Raw genomic sequence first — 18,444 nt, forward strand, 5'->3', positions numbered from 1 at the left:
TAAGGTTAGTTAAGTTATTGCTTTTTTTGAGAAAATAATAATAAAAACGAAATTAATTTTCTAATTGTCTTACTATTTGGAGGCAAAGACCTTCCTTTATAAAGAAGTATAAGAGCACGGATTAGATGCTCTTATACTACTTAATTTGCTATTTTCTAAAAATTGAATATCTAAAAATATTCTTGAATAATTTTTAGTTTTGCAAAGTCACATCTACGTTACCATTACCAAATTGGTGAACATCACTCCAGTTACCAACACCCAATTGGCCTACTAAGCTAAAGTTACCGTTACCAACTTGTAAGTTATGACTATAATGGCCTATACCAGCTTGACCAACAAGACTGATGTTGCTATTTCCATATTGCTCAACAAGAGAATAATTGCCTAAACCTATTTGGCCTACAGCATTAAAGTTGCTGTTACCTACTTGGTATACATCGGAACCATTAAAGAAGCCTACTTGACCAGTATAACTAACGTTATCATTACCGTCTTGGATTGTCAAAGCATAGTTGTCATCTCCCAATTGGAAGGTAGTACTCTCATTACGGTTACCGTATTGGCCTGTTCCAGCCCAGTTGCGGTTGCCATATTGATCAACATCACTTTCGTTACGGTTACCTATTTGCTCAACTATAGAAATATTGTCATTTCCTACTTGATTAGTTCTAGCATCATTTCGGTTACCTACTTGTAAAATTGAAGAACTGTTTCTGTTACCCATTTGGTCTGTATCAGCATCATTGCGGTTTCCATCTTGGATAACCAAAGATCCGTTTCTGTTACCTGTTTGGTCAACATCACTATCATTACGGTTACCATATTGGCCAACACCTGAGTAGTTACGGTTACCTATTTGATCTGTTGTTGCATTGTTACGGTTTCCATCTTGATATACTTCAGAATAGTTACGGTTTCCACCTTGGAATAAATCAGCATTGTTGCGATTTCCGTCTTGGTCTACTATAGAAGTGTTTCTGTTACCCCACTGCTCTACTTCAGAAGCATTACGATTTCCGTCTTGATCAACATCACTGCTGTTGCGGTTACCCCACTGGTCAACATATGAATCGTTACGGTTTCCTGTTTGATCTACGTCAGACTCATTACGGTTTCCATCTTGCCAAACAAAAGATCCATTTCTGTTTCCTATTTGTGTGGTAGTACTTAGGTTACGATTACCCCACTGCCATGTAGTGGCGTCGTTGCGGTTACCCACCTGTAGTGTACCTGAAGCATTAAGATTCCCGAATTGGTCTGTGGTTGCCTCGTTGCGGTTACCCAATTGAGCAGTACCAGCAAGGTTAAGGTTCCCCATTTGGTCTGTGTCAGAATCATTATGGTCACCTAATTGCATGGTACCATTAAGGTTTAAATTACCTGTTTGGTCTACATCGGAATTATTCATAAGTCCCACCTGTAGTGTTCCATTAACGTTCAAAAGTCCAGTTTGTGTAACTGTACTTGTATTGAACTGAGCGAACATCGCTGTCCCCCCCATTAGCGCCAATGCGCATAAAACTACTTTTTTCATAATTAAAAGATTTAAAGATTAATATTTGGTTAAAAAAATATTCTACGTTTAATAAGGAACTGACTCCTTAGTCTTCTTGACAGATCATTATATCATGATTTGCCTACTTTTTATTATGGGGATAGTTTCAGAATGTCTTTAAAATGTCTTGAGGTTAAAACATTTATTCAAAAGACGTGGATTTAAATTTTAAATAACTCTTTAAATTATTAATTGATTAAAACAACTAACAACTTCAAAAGAAACTAAGGGGATTAGGTTTGTTATTTAACAATTTTTGAGGAGAAATAATTTTTTGATATTACTATCAATCAATTACAATTCAAAGATGCAACAAAAAAAGCAATTACACAAGCTTACGCATACCTGTTAAGAAAAAAAGGGGGAAACCCCCCTCTCAAAAAAGGGTTTTTCCTATATAAAAAACCCTTTTTTATAGATGAAAAATAAAAAAAACCGATTAAATGTACTTAATCGGTTCTTAACATAAATTGTTAATTTTTTGTTAAAGTTACTTTGTAAACAAAAGTTCTCTATACTTGGTTAATGGCCAAATTTCATCATCTACCAATAATTCTAGCTTGTCACAATGATAACGAATAACTTGGAAAAATGATTTCACATCATCGCAATAGGTAACAGCTCTTTTTTCCGCATCTTCAATTTTATTTGCTTTTTTACGAGCCTCAATCATTTCGGTTATACCTTTGTTTATTTTTGCTATATGTTCACTTATTTGTTCAATGAGTTGTAGTTGCTCTCCAGCTAATTTTTTGAAATCGGTTCCGTAGATATTTTTTAGTCCCTGAACATTCTCAATCAAAATATTTTGATAGCGGATTGCAGTAGGTATCACGTGGTTTCTAGCTATATCGCCCAAAATACGCCCTTCTATCTGGATGCGCATGGTATAGTCTTCCATTTCAATCTCGTAACGCGCCTCGAGCTCTACCTTGCTCATAATACCCAACTCTTCAAAAAGTGAAATAGCCTTTTTGGAAATCTTAGCTTTTAAGGCCTGGGGGGTAGTTTTATGATTGCTCAAACCTCGTCTTTCAGCTTCTTTCTCCCAAGCTTCACCATAACCATCTCCTTCAAAACGAATGCGCTTGGAGTCCTTAATATACTCTTTTAAAACATTGAAGATGGCATCGTCCTTCTTCATCTTCTTGTTTTTAATCAAAGCATCAACCTCTGTTTTAAAATCAATTAGCTGTTTTGCCACAATCGCATTAAGAACAGTCATTGGGTTCGCACAGTTGGCCGTAGAACCCACAGCACGGAACTCAAACTTGTTACCTGTGAAAGCGAAAGGAGAAGTCCGGTTACGGTCTGTGTTATCCAATAAAATTTCAGGAATTTTACCAACCACGTTCAATTTTAAGTCCGTTTTCTCTTGTGGTGAAAGTTTGCCGCTAGTTACTTTTTCAAGTTCATCCAAAACTTCGGTTAATTGCGAACCGATAAATGCCGAAATGATTGCCGGTGGAGCTTCATTGGCCCCCAATCGGTGGTCATTACTTGCACTGGCTATAGAGGCACGAAGTAATTCTTCATATTCATTTACCGCTTTTAAGGTATTAATGAAGAAAGTTAGAAACTGAAGGTTCTTCATCGGAGTGCTGCCAGGGCCTAGAAGGTTAACGCCCGTATCTGTTGCCAAAGACCAATTGTTATGCTTTCCGCTTCCGTTTACATTTGCAAAAGGCTTCTCGTGAAACAACACCTTAAAATTATGTTTATCAGCAATTTTATGCATCAAGTCCATTAGTAATGAGTTGTGGTCCACAGCCAAATTGGTTTCCTCAAAAATTGGGGCCAACTCAAATTGATTGGGGGCAACTTCATTGTGACGGGTTTTTACAGGAATGCCCAAAAGCATACACTCCGTTTCCAAATGGCGCATAAAGTTGAGAACACGCGCAGGAATGGAACCAAAATAATGATCGTCCAATTGTTGTCCCTTTGCAGACGAATGGCCCAACAAAGTTCTTCCAGCCAAAGAAATATCTGGACGGGATGCCGCCAAAGCACTATCTATAAGAAAATATTCTTGTTCCCAGCCCAAGGTTGCATTTACCTTAGTAACGTTTTTATCAAAATATTTTGCCACAGCAGTCGCTGCATTGTCAATAGTTTGTAATGCCCTTAGCAATGGTGTTTTGTAATCTAATGCTTCGCCAGTGTAAGCAACAAAAACTGTTGGAATACATAAAGTGGTGCCATAAATGAAAGCCGGTGATGTTGGATCCCAAGCCGTATAACCACGAGCTTCAAAAGTATTTCTAATTCCGCCATTTGGGAAACTGGACGCATCGGGCTCCTGTTGTACTAATTGTCCACCACCAAATTTTTCAATTGCCTGGCCATTCTCCATTGTTTCAAAAAAAGCATCATGCTTTTCGGCAGTCGCACCGGTTAAAGGCTGAAACCAGTGTGTGTAATGTGTCGCGCCTTTTGCAATCGCCCATTCTTTCATACCAGTAGAAATGTGGTCGGCGATGTGTCGCTCAATTTTAGAGCCATTTTGCACGGCATCCATTACACTCTTAAAAGAATCTTTTGTAAGATACTGCCTCATGGCAGCCTCATTGAAAACGTTTTTTCCGAAAATTTCGGAGCGCCTAGCTGGTTCTTCAACTGATACAGGAGTCCTTTTAAAGGTTTCCTTAATTGCTTCAAATCTTAATGTGGACATTGTGTTGTTTTTAGGGTTTGAAAGCGCAAATGTATAAAAAACAGAAATACACCCCCCTAAACTTTATAATTTATTTATAATATTATACTATACAATTTATAAACCCCCTATATTTTAAGGGGGTGTATTCAATAAAGTATATATAATGACTGGAATGCTTATAAAATTGATATGAAAAACACCACATCAGCTCCCCCTAGGCCGCCAAATTGCTTAAGTTTTAAAAATGAAATAGCATTACCGGCAGCAGACAACTTACATTTGTATAACTATATCAGAATTTATTCTTTAACCTGTATAGTTATTTTAGGACGGGTCACCGAAAACAACCAACCGAAACCCCATTCACCGATACTCCATAGCAAAGCCATACCAAAGCCATAGCAAAGTCATTAAAATGTAAGAAAACAGCCCTTTTTTCCTACAAAACAAAAGCGATTTGAAATATAAGAGAAATGATGGGAAAATAACGCCTTCCTACAACGTTCCAACTATTAATATTACATTCAATGAATTATTCAAACGGCACAACTATTCTTCTATTTTCAAAAAAATTTTTCCGGACTAAGAAATAATGGTCATCGAAATAAAAATTCCATAAGCCAAAAACAAAACAACCCCTCGCTTACGGCCAAGTTGGAACGATTTTGGAAGAAATGCCAAGGGAAGCAATACAGCAGCAAAACCTATCATCCAGAAAATATCGCTTGTAAGCACCTCCTGGCTTTTTACAGCTATCGGTTGAATTATGGCCGTAATTCCCAAGACTGATGAAATATTAAATATATTTGAACCAATCAGGTTTCCCAATGAAATAGCCTTCTCCTTTTTTAATGCAGCAATTACCGAAGCCGCAAGCTCTGGAATACTTGTACCCACTGCAATCATTGTAACAGCGATAACTCTTTCACTTACGCCAAAACCTTCGGCCAGTGATACAGCGCCGCTTACAAGCAGCTCGCTCCCGCCGTAAAGCGCTACACCCCCAATCAATAACCATATTCCAATCTTAAAATTTGAAGCTTTTGACAAGCCTTCGTCTATACTATCGTCTACAGGTTGAGTTCCACGTTGTTTTTTGGCCCTTATTATTAATATATATAGGTAGATAAAAAGAATGAGTAATAATGCCACTCCTTCAGAACGGGAAATTTGCAAGCCACTCTTCAGAATAAAGTACAGTGCGATGGAAAGAACCATCATAACCGGCCAATTCAGTTTATAAAAATCCTTATCGATGACCAAAGGCGAAATGATTGCCGTTATCCCCAACACCAACCCAATATTTGCGATGTTTGAGCCTATTACGTTTCCCAAAGATATATCAGAAAAACCATTGAGCGCAGCCTGTAAGCTTACCAAAAGCTCCGGCGCAGAGGTAGCAAAAGACACCACGGTAAGCCCAATTACCATTTTTGAAAGGTGAAGCTTAAAAGAGAGCGCCACGGAAGAACGCACCAAAAACTCTCCCCCCACTACTAACAATACTAACCCTAAAAATACGAATAGATAATCCATAGAAAATACAAATGCCGCGAAGATACTAAATGCAACAAAGAATTAATTGTATATTTGTTACTATCCCCTCTTAATTACGCCTTACTTAAAAACCCCCAATTCTAATCCCCAATTCTAAATTTTAAATTAATTTTTAATAATTATGATTATGGAAACCAATATTAAGAGAACTATTCAAAAAATTTCACTTTTCTCTGTTTTGATACTTTTTGCTTTTGTATTTTCTTCATTCAACGGAAACAATACAATTTCACAGATTTCTAAGGAATATTTAGTTAGTGGCGTACAAAGAACCATTAAAATCACCAAAGACACAACTCTTGAAGAGCTCGAAAAAATAAAAAAGCAAATGGCAAATGAAGGCTTGGGTTTTGAATATTCGGACGTAGTGTACAATGATAATTCTGAGATTATTTCTATCACGATTGTCTATAAAGACAAAAACAATAACTCCGGAAAGTACAGCGTAAGCAGCAAGAATCCCATAAGTGATATAACTATCGTTTCAGACGACAGTCGAATTTCCGTTAAAAGTGCAGGGGGTTCAAATCAAGCATTTATAAGACAAGGAAGTAGTAGGCAAATTTCAGGCAATAACGAAAATTCCTATGATGCCCGCAGCGAAGCTATGAAACAAAGGAGGGCGCAAATGGAAAAGGAAATGGCAGAGAGAAGAGCTGAAATGAAACGTAGAATGCAGCAACGAAGAGACAGCCTTCAAGTATTAAATAATCATTCACAAGTAAAAAGTTCTTATAATGGACCTTCAAACTTAATAACGAAAAACACTACCGATTTGGAACTTTTAGAACTTCAAAGAAGCTATGATGTAGAAGATATTTCATTTAGTTATAAAAATTTGGAACGAAATGAAAAGAACGAAATAACCCAGATTTCCATCACCATAGACAATCGAAACGGATCGGTTTCTACTTCATCATTCGGCAATGGCGAAGATGCCATAAAGAATATTACCGTGGCTGTTGACAAACAACATACGGTTATGAAAAGTGTTGAATAGGTTTTAACATCACTTTAAAAACATTTAATTATTAAATACCTAAATTCATATTATACTTATATAAATATGAAGAAGAAGTTTTTCAAATTCCTTTCAAAAGTAAATAGCAAGCTGCTTCCAAGCTTCACAAAAAAGGGCGTGGAACTGGAAAAGGCCTCAAAACTTCAAATGGCAATATTCGCCTATAAATTGTGGGTCACAAAAAACGCTTTGGACTAATATTTTAAAAGTGACTGCACGGAACGATTGCGCAACTTATTAATTCCTTTCAAAAATTCAAGTTCGAGCAAAAAATTGCACTGCACAATTTCTCCCCCCAATCGTTCAATTAAATTACAAGCAGCCCGTGCCGTCCCCCCGGTTGCCAAAACATCGTCGTGCAAAAGCACACGCTCCCCTTTTTTAATTGCGTCTTCATGAATTTCGAGGGCATCAAGGCCATATTCTAATTGATATGGTTCTTTTAAGGTTTTATAGGGAAGCTTTCCTGGTTTTCTGATAGGCACAAATCCCGCATTGAGTTTTTGGGCTAAAAGGGTTCCGAAGAAAAATCCACGGGATTCAATAGCCGCAACTTTGTCAATTTTTTGATTATCTATCAATACCAATAATTGTTGAACACAATGTTCAACCGCATCACTGTTTGAAAGCAATGGCGTTATGTCTTTGAAATTAACTCCAGACTTTGGAAAATTTTCAATATTTCGAATATATTCAGATAAATTCATTTTTTACAGCATTAATTTGTCTTGCAATTTAAAAAGAAATATATTTGCACCCGCTTAAAGCAAAATATATTACGGCCTCGTGGCGCAACTGAATAGCGCATCTGATTACGGCTCAGAAGGTTCCAGGTTTGAATCCTGGCGAGGTCACAAGTAAAAAAACCACGTTTTTGAAATCGTGGTTTTTTTATGGCTTAATTTTTACAAAAACTTCAGATTTTTTAAGTATTTTGGACTCATTAAAACCATCAAAAATGACTAAAATCGTAAAAGACTCCGATAACGAGAAAGAAAAAGATTATATACTTCAGGACAATAAAAAAACCCGCTTTGGCGCAGGTTTCATAATTACAGTACTCATTATTTTAATAATAGGTGTAATTGTTTCTGGATTGTACTTTGAGTGGTTTTAAATAATCTCTGCGCTCAATCCAGCCTCCAAAAGCATTGAACAGCGCGGCTTTAATTCGCTGAACTCACCTGTTTTTACAGTACACTTTCCTTTATAATGAACTATAATAGAACACTGTTCAGCCTGTTCCGGCGTGTGCTCGCAAGCAAAGATCAAACTGTTTATTACGTGGTCAAAGGTGTTTACATCGTCATTGTAAAGCACAATTTCATTAAGGTTGTTCTCCTTTTCCGCAACCTCTACATCTTCTTGGATTTTTTCTCTGGTACTCATAATATTTGTAAAATGACTAAAACAAATGAAATTTACTAAATTTTAAACTTAGCTGCAACCCATTTGTTTTTCTCCTTGTTTTCAACGAAAGTAAAACCCAGATTATTGCAAGCTTCTGTAATAATTGGCAAATCTTCTTTATAAAAGCCGCTTAGGTAAAGTTCTCCGTCTTTAGCCAAACATTTTCTGTAAGCTTCCATATCGTTCAATAGAATGTTTCTGTTGATGTTGGCGATAACAACATCATATTTTTTTCCATCCAACAGCGAAGCATCGCCTAAATAAACTGAGATATTTTTACAGTCATTTCTTTGAATGTTTTCCAATGAATTCTCAAAACACCACTCGTCAATATCAATGGCATCCAAATTTGAAGCGCCGCGCATTTCGGCTAAAATTGCCAAAACTGCAGTGCCGCAGCCCATATCCAGCACAGATTTTTCTTCAAAATTATTTTCCAAAATAAACTGCAGCATCATAAAAGTAGTCTCGTGATGGCCAGTTCCGAAGGACATTTTGGGCTCGATTACTATTTCGTATTCAAAGTTTTTATTTGGGTGAAATGGCGCGCGAACGGTACATTTTCCATCAACTTCAATGGGGTCGAAGTTTTTTTCCCATTCCGAATTCCAGTTAATTTGTTCTATTTCTGAAAAAGTAAACTCGATTTTAAATTCGTCCGAATCGAGAATATTTATTTCCTCCAAAATATTTGGGCTCCATTCTTCCTTTTGAATATAAGCAGTGACGCCCTCCTCGGTTTCCACAAAACTTTCAAAACCCGCGTACCCTAATTCTGCAATTAGGATTTCGGTAGCAGGCTGGAGCGGACTTACTTTAAAATCATAGCTGATATAAACTTGCGACATTAAAATGAATTTACAATTTTCATAAAACTTTCAACCTTTAGCGAAGCCCCGCCAATCAAGCCACCATCAACATCTTCCTGACCGAAGATTTCGGAAGCATTGTCGGGTTTTACACTTCCGCCGTAAAGGATTGAAACTTTATCGGCTATTGTTTTTGAATAATTTTCAGCAATGGTTTTTCTGATGAATTTATGCATTTCCTGCGCTTGCTCAGGGCTGGCAGTCTCGCCAGTGCCAATGGCCCAAACGGGTTCGTAAGCAATAACTAAGTTTTCCCAAGCCTCGTCTGAAATATGGAAAAGCCCTTCGGAAAGTTGGGTTTTTATCAATTGGAAATGATTTTCTTTTTTTCTGTCTTCCAATTCCTCGCCTATACAGAAAATGACGTCCATTTCATTTTCGAGTGCGGTATTCACTTTTTCGGCAAGTATGGCGCTGTCTTCCTTAAAATAAGCACGTCTTTCGCTGTGGCCTAAAATAACAGTATTTGCGCCCACACTTTTCAGCATTCTTGCAGAAATCTCCCCCGTAAAAGCTCCATCGTCGCTCTGATGCATATTCTGGGCAGCAATCATTACAGGATGTTCGCGCAAAGACCTGAACGTATGGTTTAAATTGGTAAAGGGCGGAGCAATTATAACTACCACATTTTCTGGAAACACCTGCTTTTTCAATTCTACCAAAAACATTTCAGTTTCGGCCAAATCGTTGTTCATTTTCCAGTTTCCAGCTACTATTTTTTTTCTCATTTCAATGCTTTTAAAAGATTTTCATCGTTTGTTTCAATGGCTTTGTAAAGGCTAATTTCTCCTTCGGGATTCACAACCATATATCTGGGAACCCAGTCTAAATCTATGGAAGAACAAAAATCGCCCTTCCAACCTTCGGGTATAAAATAATTTTCGCCCACAACACCATATTTTTCAATTCCGTTTTTCCAGCTTTCCGTTTCTTTATCCAAAGAAAGAAAAAGAAAAACCACATCAGGATTTTCCTCGCGAAGCTTTTGCACCTTCGGCATTCCCACGATACAGTCCTTGCACCAACTGGCCCAAATGTCTATAAATACGGTTTTCCCTTTGTACTGTTGAAGTATTTCTGAAAAGCTTATTTCCACATTATTTTCAGAAAAAAACTTTTCGTTCAATGCAGCTTCGGAAAAGGATTTTTGCTGGGCTTGCGCAAAAGTCACAAATAAAATTAAGACAATTAGTGTTTTCATGATTTTTGAATACTTGAAACTGATACAAAATTACTGATTACTGCCGACTAATCTTCGGATCCAGCCATCCGTAAATTATATCCACAAAAATATTGATTATAATAAACAAAGTTGCGATCACCAATACAGCTCCCATAATTATTGGCAGATCCAAGGTATTTAAAGCATTTACAATTTCTTTCCCTAAACCGTTCCATCCGAAAATGTACTCCACAAAAACAGCGCCCGCGAGCATTGAGGCAAACCAGCCTGAAATTGCTGTAACTACAGGATTTAAAGAATTTTTTAATGCATGTCTTTTTATAATTTGATAAAAGGAAAGTCCTTTTGCTTTTGCCGTGCGAATGTAATCCTGGTTTAAAACTTCAAGCAATGAATTGCGCATCAATTGACTCACAACTGCCAATGGACGGATTCCCAAAACAATGGCCGGGAGTATTAAATTTTTCCATTGAATGTATTTTCCGTTGCCGAAATCGTCAACCTCGTAAAGACTTCCGGTCATATTCAAATTTGTGTATTCGTGAAGCAAAAAACCGAAAATCCACGCAAAGATAATCGCACTGAAAAAAGACGGAATACTCATTCCAAAAGTGCTGACCAATTGAATCATTTTATCTACAAACCCATCTTTGAAAAGCACGGAGATAATTCCCAAAAAAACTCCTATAATCATTGCAATGATAATGGCAGAAACAGCCAAAATAAAGGTATTTGGAAGTGTTTCGGCAATCACTTCGCTCACTTCCTTTCCGTTCTTTTGAAAGGATTCGCGTAAATAGGGCGTTTTTAAAACCACGGTTGTATTTCCGACAGAGAATAATTTTGCCGCATTGTATTTTCCTTCGGAAAGAAAAGTGTAATCGTTCTGATTTTTACTGTGAAAGGATATTGGCGATAAATCATTTAAATATCTTACATATTGCACAGAAACGGGCTGGTCAAAACCGTATTTCTTTTTTACAACGGCAAGTTGTTCCGCGGTTTCATTTTGGCCGAGCATCATGCGAGCGGGATCGCCGGGAAGTATTGTAAACAATAAAAAAATTACAGTTACAACCCCAAACAACGTTAGTAACGCATAACCCAATTTTTGAAGTATGTAGCTCGCCACGATTTTTTAGTTTATTTGTTCCATAGTGCGTGGCTGATATACGTAATCATCGCCAAAAAGAACTTTTGCATAGTCTTCAATGGTTTCTTCAAAACCTGCCTCTTTTCTTCTCTGGTTTACAGTTTCGGGATTTTCAATCGGCCAGATAAAAGAGCCTCGGGCATCCTCGTAAGTCATTCCCTGTGTACCGTAAACTTGTGGTTTTCCTTCCATCATCAAATAGCGATCTTCCATTATAGCGGCAGAAGTTTTAGGAATTTCCCCAGCTTCAGCAGCTTTCTTCACCAACGGCAAATAAAGTGGGATTTTATCGGGGTTGTGTTGTAGCACATTCCACGCAACAAGACTTGATTCTTCACCAACTACAGATTTGCCCGGATAGCCTTTTTGAATAAAATATTTTTCAATAAAAACCATGTTTACACTATCCAAAACACTTTGCATTTGCGAAAGATCCCCGCTGTATTCAGCTTCGGAAAGACCCATACTTTCACCCAATTTCTTTCTTTCTTCCAAAGATTTTGTCTGCATCAGCGTGCGGTATTTTTGGTCCAGAACTGCAATGCTGTCCAAACGCTGTTTCAAGGAGAGATCCAACTTTGGCTTTGCGTTTTCAACTTCTGGGAGCTCCAGTTTTTCAGCATCATTCCAATGCAGTTTTTGTTTTATGGTTCCGTTGTCCAATTCCAAAATTCCCGGATTGCTGCGGACGATGGTTTTCAGCGTGGTTTCATCACAGAAGTAAAATTTGAAATTCAACTTATATTTTTCCGTCAAAGCTTCGGTCATTTCCTGTGAAGAAGCCGAAAGACCAATCACATTGTAACCATTTTTTAAGGCTTTATCGGTCACCTCTTTTATAGGAATGTAACCGTCCTTTTCGGTATTGCCCAAACTGTATGCAATCACAACCACTAAATTTTCTTCATTTAAAAATTGTTCGGTGTAATCCTCGCCATCTCTTTCCATCGTAAAATCGTGGATTGGCGGGGTGTAGCCCTCCTGTATCATTTCGGTTTCGGTACTTATCAATTCGCCGTCAACCTGTGGATATTCGCCGTTTGTAGTGATAACTTTTTCTTCGCCATTAATGTTGAATTTCCACTTATATTCATAAATAGGGCCTGGCGCATCTTCGGGAACGGTCATTCCTTCCTTAATATTCGCACCAATTTTATACGGACGGAAATCGATTATCGGTAGATGCAACAAAACATAATAGGTGATTCCGAGACAGAAAACGAAAGATGCAAATATGAGAATACTGCGTATCCCTTTTGTGAAAAACGGCTGAATATATTTTCTTCCCACAAAAAGAATCAAAATCAAAATTAGGAGCACGATATCTTTTGTGAAAGATTCCCAAGGCGTGAGTTTTATGGCATCGCCAAAGCAGCCGCAATCGGTTACCTTATTGAAATAGGCCGAATAAAATGTGAGAAACGTGAAAAACACGATCATCAGCAACAAGGCCCAAAGCGTGAATTTTTTAAGGTAACCCAATAGCAATGCCACGCCCAGCAGCACTTCAAAAATGACGACAAATATTGCTATCAGCAAAGCATAAGGCACCAAAAACCCAAGATCCAAAACTTCGGGCGCGAAGTAATCCTTGAGCTTAAATGAAAAGCCAACGGGGTCGTTCAGTTTTATCAATCCGCTGATTATAAAAAGTACACCGACAATTATTCGTGATATTCCTACTAAGTATTTCATATATTTAAAATTCTAATCATTTTTAAAAATTCCAAATTTCAAGTACCAAATTCCAAGGGGCTACTCAAACTTTTTAATTATTGCGGAAAGTATTTTTCTAAGTTCTTCCGATTCATTTACTAATCTTTCTATCTCCCCTATTTCAGGATTACCATTTTTTTAATAACCGCAACCAATAACGTGATTCCTTTGCTTCTTTTCTTGCAATTTTCAGACGGAAAACAAAATCTTTCTCACCTAATTTTTCATTTGCTTCAAAATAATTGGCTCCAATTGAACCCGAGGATTTTATTAATTGCTTTCCATCTTCAACGTTAGCTGGGGAAAACTTTAAAGAACTCATCATCTTACGACAATCATTGGCAAACTGAAAAGTTCTTTCCTCTAAATCAAATTTTGAATCCATATTTTTTCTTGGAATTTGGTGCTTAAAATTTGGAATTTTAATTATGCGGTAACGAATTGTCATTCAAATGAATCAGCGCAAAAACCGCATAATTGATCATATCCTGATAATTTGCATCAATTCCTTCAGAAACCAAGGTTTTCCCGCTATTGTTTTCAATTTGTTTTACGCGCAGTAATTTCTGAAGAATCAAATCCGTCAGCGAACTTACGCGCATATCACGCCACGCCTCGCCGTAATCGTGGTTTTTGTCCATCATCAACTGCTTGGTTTTCGCAACCTGCTCATCGTAAAGTTGGGTGGCCTCTTCCAAAGACAGGTCGGGCTGCTCCACTACGCCTTTATCCAGTTGAATGAGCGCCATTATGGAATAATTTACAATCCCGATAAACTCGCTGGTTTCGTCCTCTTCAATTTTTCGCTCCGCATTTTGTTGCAAACCACGGATGCGCTGTGCCTTTATAAAAATTTGGTCGGTAAGGGACGGAAGCCTGAGAATGCGCCACGCACTTCCGTAATCGTGCATTTTCTTGATAAACAGCTCCCTGCATTTTTCAATCTGGTCGTTGTATTGATTTGAAGTATCGGCCATTAGTGATGTGTAAGATTTTGCGTAAATTTCGCTTAAATAGTTCAAAGTTCAAAGTTGAACGCTCAAAGTTATTTGCCAATCGGCACATTGACTAAAAATTTTTGAATTTTGAATGATTAAAAATTTAAAAAATTGCAGACCCTTAATTGCCGCGGCACCCTTATAGACCTTTCCATTCCAAAAGTAATGGGTATTATTAACGTAACGCCCGATTCGTTTTATGACGGCGGAAAAACGTTTTCCGAAAAGGAAATTTTAAAGCAAGCCGAAAGAATGCTTTCCGAAGGTGCTACGTTCTTGGATGTTGGCGGTTACAGCACTCGGCCGGGCGCTGAGGATATTTCAGAAACGGAAGAAATTCGAAGAGTTGTTGAGAGTGTTGAAAGTATGCTGAAAAGATTTCCCGAAGCATTGATTTCCGTGGATACCTTCCGAAGTGAAGTTGCAAAAAAAGCCGTGGAAACCGGAGCAGCAATCGTGAATGATGTTTCGGGAGGAACTTTGGATGGCGAAATGTACAAAACAGTCGCAAAACTGAATGTTCCCTACATTTTGATGCACATGCGCGGCACGCCCAAAACGATGGCAAAACTCACCGATTATAAAAATGTAACCGTTGAAGTTTTAAAGAATTTGTCAGAAAAAATTGCGATGGCCCGTGCTGAAGGAATAAACGATATTATTGCCGATCCGGGATTTGGTTTTGCGAAAACCCGTGAACAAAGTTTTCAGCTTTTAAATAATCTGGAACTTTTTCAAAATTTGAAAGTTCCAATTTTAGCGGGTATTTCACGAAAATCTATGATTTATAAAACCTTGGAAACTTCCTCAGACAACGCATTAAACGGAACCACTTCGCTCAACACCATCGCACTTTTAAAAGGAGCGTCAATCTTAAGGGTACACGATGTAAAGGAAGCGGTTGAATGTGTCAAGCTATTTTCTGAAGTTGTTAGGAAATAAGACATTGTAGTAAAAAAAAGGCTAGTGTCTTCTAAAATTGAAATTTAAAACCAATTATATAAGTACCATTATTGGCGCTAAATCCAACTTGAGGTTGTTTAGCTCCATAGGGTTTTGTAAAGATGTAAGTACTGCCAATACCAACTGTAGCTCCCGCCAAAACATCCCAAATGTCATGCCATCCATCCGGACCTTCCATTCTGCTTACACCAACTATTGCAGCAAATACGTATGCCCATTTGCCATATTTCCAACCATAACGCCGTTGAATAAATGAAGCGCCCGAAAAAGCGGAAGTGGTGTGTCCAGAAGGAAAAGCATCATAAAGATTTCTACCTTCTGGCCGTTGTTTACGCACTATTCTTTTTAGCGAATGCGTAACTATAATACTGGTTCCATAAGATAGGGCAAACTGTTTTGTGCCTTGCCAATCCTTTTTAATAACAGTGGTTATCCCCGCGGCTAAGGGCAGCGCAAGTTGTAAAACGTCTCCAGTATCTTCTAAAACATATTCCCATTTTTCGTGCGAACCCATATCGTCCGTCTCAACAGTTTGCGATAAAATGATTTGAAAAACAAAAAAAACAGGGAATAAAGTAAAGCGTAATGGCACGTTCATAAACAGAAAATTAGCTACAGTTAACAACAACAAAATCAGCTATTTAGTATTGAAATTCTCTTTGATTTTTTAGTTTTAGTTTCAATTTTCAACCAATTGGCAACCACTGCCAACCGACAATTTTGCACCTTCAATTTTGAATTTTGAATTTTGAAGCTTGAATTTTTAAACTACTTTTACAAAAAAACGCACACCCTTGGATTTTCTCGACATTCGGATTATAGATATTGTGGACATTGTGCTGGTGGCATTCCTACTGTATTACCTCTATAATTTGGTGAAAGGTACCGTTGCCATCAATATTTTGGTAGGAATTATCATTGTTTACGCCATTTACGTAGTTACCCAACTTTTGGAAATGGAGCTTTTGAGCAAGATTCTCGGTGGCTTTTTGGGCGTTGGTATGTTTGCATTGGTAGTTGTTTTTCAGCCTGAAATCCGCAAATTTTTGTTGATGCTGGGCTCTACAAACTTTAATGCGCGAAGAAGATTTCTCAAACAATTCAAATTTTCCAGTAATGATGGAGGACTTAAAACCAATTTGAATGGAATCATTGCAGCCTGCAAAAAAATGTCTGCTTCCCACACAGGCGCGCTAATTGTACTGCAGCGCAACAATAGTCTCGATTTTGTAAAGAATACTGGTGACGAAATGAATTTGGAAGTAAACCAACCAATTATTGAGAGTATTTTTTTCAAAAACAGTCCACTGCACGATGGGGCGATGATTATTGAAGAAAATAGAATTACGGCAACCCGAGTTATTTTGCCAGTTTCAAATGACAAAAAAATACCGTTACGATTTGGACTTCGGCATCGTGCGGCTGTTGGTATAACTGAAAAGACGGATGCGGTTTGCTTAGTAGTTTCCGAAGAAAACGGTCAGATATCCTATTTAAAAGATGGCGATTTTGTGCTTTTTGAAAATACGGATGAGTTATTTAAGATTTTGAAAAAAGATTTAAGCTAACATTAAATAGCTTCTTCAGCCATAAACTGTACTTCGTAAAGATTTCTGTAAAAACCATTTTCAAGTTTCAGCAATTCTTTGTGAGTGCCTTCTTCCACTATTTTTCCAGCATCCATCACGATAATTTTATCTGCCTTTTTGATGGTTGCCAATCGGTGTGCAATTACAATTGAAGTTCGGTCTTTGGTAATTTTATCGGTTGCAGTTTGAATCAATTCTTCAGAATAGGTATCTACGGAAGAGGTGGCCTCGTCCAATACCAAAATACTTGGCTTGCTTACGTAGGCACGTAGAAAAGCAATTAATTGACGTTGACCAGAAGACAACATACTACCGCGCTCTTTTACATTATAATGATACCCACCAGGAAGCGACTGGATGAATTTATGAACGCCTATTTCCTTTGCCGCTGTTATTACCTCCTCTTCGGAAATGTTTGGATTGTTGAGCGTGATATTGTTCAAAATTGAATCAGCAAAGAGGAATACATCCTGCAAAACCACAGCTATTTGCCCTCGAAGCGACACCAATTTATAATCTTTTAAAGAAATTCCGTCTATTAAAATATCGCCGCTGTTTATTTCGTAAAAACGGTTTAAAAGATTTATAATGGTACTTTTCCCAGCTCCTGTAGCACCAACTATGGCAACAGTTTCGCCAGGGTTTGCCTTAAAGGAAATTCCCTTAATCACTTCTTCATCTTCATTATACCCAAAGTGTACGTTTTTGAATTCAATTTCGCCCTTAGTACTCGTATAATCAACGGTTCCCGTATCAGCGATATGTGACTTGGTATCGAGAATACCGAAAACTCGGTTTGCCGCAACCATCCCCATTTGAAGGGTATTGAACTTATCAGCAATTTGCCTAAGTGGCCTAAAAAGCATTTCGGCATATTGTATAAAAGCTGTAATAATACCAAGTGTTACAAAACCGCCACCAATAACGTTAAGACCACCGTACCAAACTACCAAACCAGTTGCCACAGCACCCGCCGTTTCTGCAATGGGAAAGAAAATAGAGTTGTACCAAACAGTCTTTATCCAAGCTTTTCTGTGGTCTTTATTTATTTCTCGAAAACGTTCGTACTCGGTTTTTTCGCGGGTGAAAATCTGAACTATTTTCATTCCAGTGATGCGTTCCTGAACGAAGGTATTTAAATTCGCAACTTGGTTCCGAACGTCTTCAAAAGCAACTTTCATCGCTTTTTGGAAAACCCGTGTAGCATACAAAATAAATGGCAAAACAATAAAAACTATCAGCGACAGTCGCCAGCTTTGGTAAAGCATAAACCCAGCAATAACAATCATTTTTAAAAGGTCGCTAATAATCATAAAAAGACCTTCGCTGAAGATACTTGAGATGGTTTCCACATCGTTCACAGCGCGGGTCGTCAATCTTCCCACGGCACTTTTATCAAAATATTTCATTTTGAAACTCATCATCAAGCGGAAGAGTTTTTGCCGCATATCACGGATTACGCTTTGACCGAGATAGTTTGTGTAAAAAATAAAGGCAAACTGAAAAATAACTTCCAGCATGAGTACCACCACCATTAAAATGATGTACTTCATAAACCCGTTACCATCTTTTGGAACCATAGAATTGTCTATGGCCAACTCCAAAAGATAAGGGCGCAGCACGGCAAGACCGGACATTATGATTGCGGCAAAAGCTACAAAATAGAAAATGCCGCGATAGGGCTTTGTAAAAGCCAACAACCGTTTGAACAGTTTAAAATCGAATGCGTTTCCTGTGGTTTCTGACACGAACTTTTGGCTTTTTATTT

19 protein-coding genes and 1 tRNA gene are annotated in these 18,444 nt (G+C 37.8%); 6 read left to right on the top strand and 14 right to left on the bottom strand.

What is annotated here, in order from left to right:
- Window positions 1-193: 193 nt before the first annotated feature.
- From AC58DT_RS02640 to AC58DT_RS02650, 3 genes are all read right to left on the bottom strand, one after another.
- Window positions 194-1,411 (bottom strand): hypothetical protein, encoded by a 1,218-nt coding sequence (locus AC58DT_RS02640; RefSeq protein WP_497215239.1) that lies wholly within the window; start codon window positions 1,409-1,411, stop codon window positions 194-196.
- Between the two features lie 637 nt (window positions 1,412-2,048).
- Window positions 2,049-4,235, bottom strand: a complete 2,187-nt coding sequence (locus AC58DT_RS02645; protein ID WP_497215240.1) for a glutamine synthetase III family protein — start codon at window positions 4,233-4,235, stop codon at window positions 2,049-2,051.
- 564 nt (window positions 4,236-4,799) lie between these two features.
- Window positions 4,800-5,753, bottom strand: a complete 954-nt coding sequence (locus AC58DT_RS02650) for a calcium/sodium antiporter (RefSeq protein WP_497215241.1) — start codon at window positions 5,751-5,753, stop codon at window positions 4,800-4,802.
- Between the two features lie 148 nt (window positions 5,754-5,901).
- On the opposite strand from AC58DT_RS02650, the gene AC58DT_RS02655 reads away from it, so the two are divergent.
- Both AC58DT_RS02655 and AC58DT_RS02660 read left to right on the top strand, forming a co-directional pair.
- Complete coding sequence (locus tag AC58DT_RS02655; RefSeq protein WP_497215242.1) at window positions 5,902-6,774, top strand: hypothetical protein; 873 nt, start codon at window positions 5,902-5,904, stop codon at window positions 6,772-6,774.
- A gap of 66 nt (window positions 6,775-6,840) precedes the next feature.
- Window positions 6,841-6,993 carry a hypothetical protein gene (locus tag AC58DT_RS02660; protein WP_062622292.1) on the top strand — a complete coding sequence of 51 codons (153 nt, stop codon included), beginning with the start codon at window positions 6,841-6,843 and terminating at the stop codon, window positions 6,991-6,993.
- Here the strand turns inward: AC58DT_RS02660 and AC58DT_RS02665 are convergent.
- Window positions 6,990-7,502 (bottom strand): adenine phosphoribosyltransferase, encoded by a 513-nt coding sequence (locus AC58DT_RS02665; RefSeq protein WP_497215243.1) that lies wholly within the window; start codon window positions 7,500-7,502, stop codon window positions 6,990-6,992. The two genes, AC58DT_RS02660 and AC58DT_RS02665, sit on opposite strands and share 4 nt — an antisense overlap.
- A gap of 73 nt (window positions 7,503-7,575) precedes the next feature.
- Between AC58DT_RS02665 and AC58DT_RS02670 the strand changes: the two genes are divergently transcribed.
- Window positions 7,576-7,649, top strand: a tRNA-Arg gene (locus AC58DT_RS02670).
- 104 nt (window positions 7,650-7,753) lie between these two features.
- On the top strand, window positions 7,754-7,912 hold the full coding sequence (locus AC58DT_RS02675; RefSeq protein WP_497215244.1) for a hypothetical protein: 159 nt from the start codon (window positions 7,754-7,756) through the stop codon (window positions 7,910-7,912).
- Here the strand turns inward: AC58DT_RS02675 and AC58DT_RS02680 are convergent.
- From AC58DT_RS02680 to AC58DT_RS02715, 8 genes are all read right to left on the bottom strand, one after another.
- On the bottom strand, window positions 7,909-8,184 hold the full coding sequence (locus AC58DT_RS02680; RefSeq protein ID WP_497215245.1) for an ATP-dependent Clp protease adaptor ClpS: 276 nt from the start codon (window positions 8,182-8,184) through the stop codon (window positions 7,909-7,911). The genes AC58DT_RS02675 and AC58DT_RS02680 overlap by 4 nt on opposite strands.
- Window positions 8,185-8,219: 35 nt before the next feature.
- Window positions 8,220-9,053 (bottom strand): 50S ribosomal protein L11 methyltransferase, encoded by an 834-nt coding sequence (prmA, locus tag AC58DT_RS02685; RefSeq protein ID WP_497215246.1) that lies wholly within the window; start codon window positions 9,051-9,053, stop codon window positions 8,220-8,222.
- Window positions 9,053-9,802: a triose-phosphate isomerase gene (tpiA, locus tag AC58DT_RS02690; RefSeq protein ID WP_497215247.1), complete on the bottom strand. Its 750-nt coding sequence runs from the start codon at window positions 9,800-9,802 to the stop codon at window positions 9,053-9,055. Before tpiA ends, prmA begins: the two co-directional genes overlap by 1 nt.
- On the bottom strand, window positions 9,799-10,275 hold the full coding sequence (locus AC58DT_RS02695) for a TlpA family protein disulfide reductase (protein ID WP_497215248.1): 477 nt from the start codon (window positions 10,273-10,275) through the stop codon (window positions 9,799-9,801). Before AC58DT_RS02695 ends, tpiA begins: the two co-directional genes overlap by 4 nt.
- Window positions 10,276-10,312: 37 nt before the next feature.
- Entirely contained in the window at window positions 10,313-11,389 is a 1,077-nt protein-coding gene (locus tag AC58DT_RS02700; RefSeq protein WP_497215249.1) for an ABC transporter permease, read from the bottom strand.
- A 6-nt stretch (window positions 11,390-11,395) separates the two neighbouring features.
- The gene (locus AC58DT_RS02705; RefSeq protein WP_497215250.1) at window positions 11,396-13,105 is read right to left on the bottom strand and encodes a BT_3928 family protein; all 1,710 of its coding nucleotides are present in this window, start codon (window positions 13,103-13,105) and stop codon (window positions 11,396-11,398) included.
- 148 nt (window positions 13,106-13,253) lie between these two features.
- On the bottom strand, window positions 13,254-13,511 hold the full coding sequence (locus tag AC58DT_RS02710; RefSeq protein ID WP_497215251.1) for a four helix bundle protein: 258 nt from the start codon (window positions 13,509-13,511) through the stop codon (window positions 13,254-13,256).
- A 37-nt stretch (window positions 13,512-13,548) separates the two neighbouring features.
- A complete protein-coding gene (locus AC58DT_RS02715) occupies window positions 13,549-14,103 on the bottom strand; it encodes a DUF1599 domain-containing protein (protein WP_497215324.1) in 555 nt (184 codons plus the stop codon).
- 132 nt (window positions 14,104-14,235) lie between these two features.
- Between AC58DT_RS02715 and folP the strand changes: the two genes are divergently transcribed.
- Complete coding sequence (gene folP / locus AC58DT_RS02720; protein WP_497215253.1) at window positions 14,236-15,066, top strand: dihydropteroate synthase; 831 nt, start codon at window positions 14,236-14,238, stop codon at window positions 15,064-15,066.
- Between the two features lie 31 nt (window positions 15,067-15,097).
- Here the strand turns inward: folP and AC58DT_RS02725 are convergent, their stop codons facing one another.
- Window positions 15,098-15,685: a phosphatase PAP2 family protein gene (locus tag AC58DT_RS02725; protein WP_497215254.1), complete on the bottom strand. Its 588-nt coding sequence runs from the start codon at window positions 15,683-15,685 to the stop codon at window positions 15,098-15,100.
- A gap of 196 nt (window positions 15,686-15,881) precedes the next feature.
- On the opposite strand from AC58DT_RS02725, the gene cdaA reads away from it, so the two are divergent.
- Window positions 15,882-16,655, top strand: coding sequence for a diadenylate cyclase CdaA (cdaA, locus tag AC58DT_RS02730; protein ID WP_497215255.1), 774 nt, complete (start codon window positions 15,882-15,884; stop codon window positions 16,653-16,655).
- Window positions 16,656-16,657: 2 nt separating this feature from the next.
- On the opposite strand, the gene AC58DT_RS02735 is transcribed toward cdaA, so the two are convergent.
- Window positions 16,658-18,424 carry an ABC transporter ATP-binding protein gene (locus AC58DT_RS02735; RefSeq protein WP_497215256.1) on the bottom strand — a complete coding sequence of 589 codons (1,767 nt, stop codon included), beginning with the start codon at window positions 18,422-18,424 and terminating at the stop codon, window positions 16,658-16,660.
- Between the last annotated feature and the right edge of the window lie 20 nt (window positions 18,425-18,444).

It is taken from the genome of Aequorivita sp. CRS11, assembly GCF_059693805.1.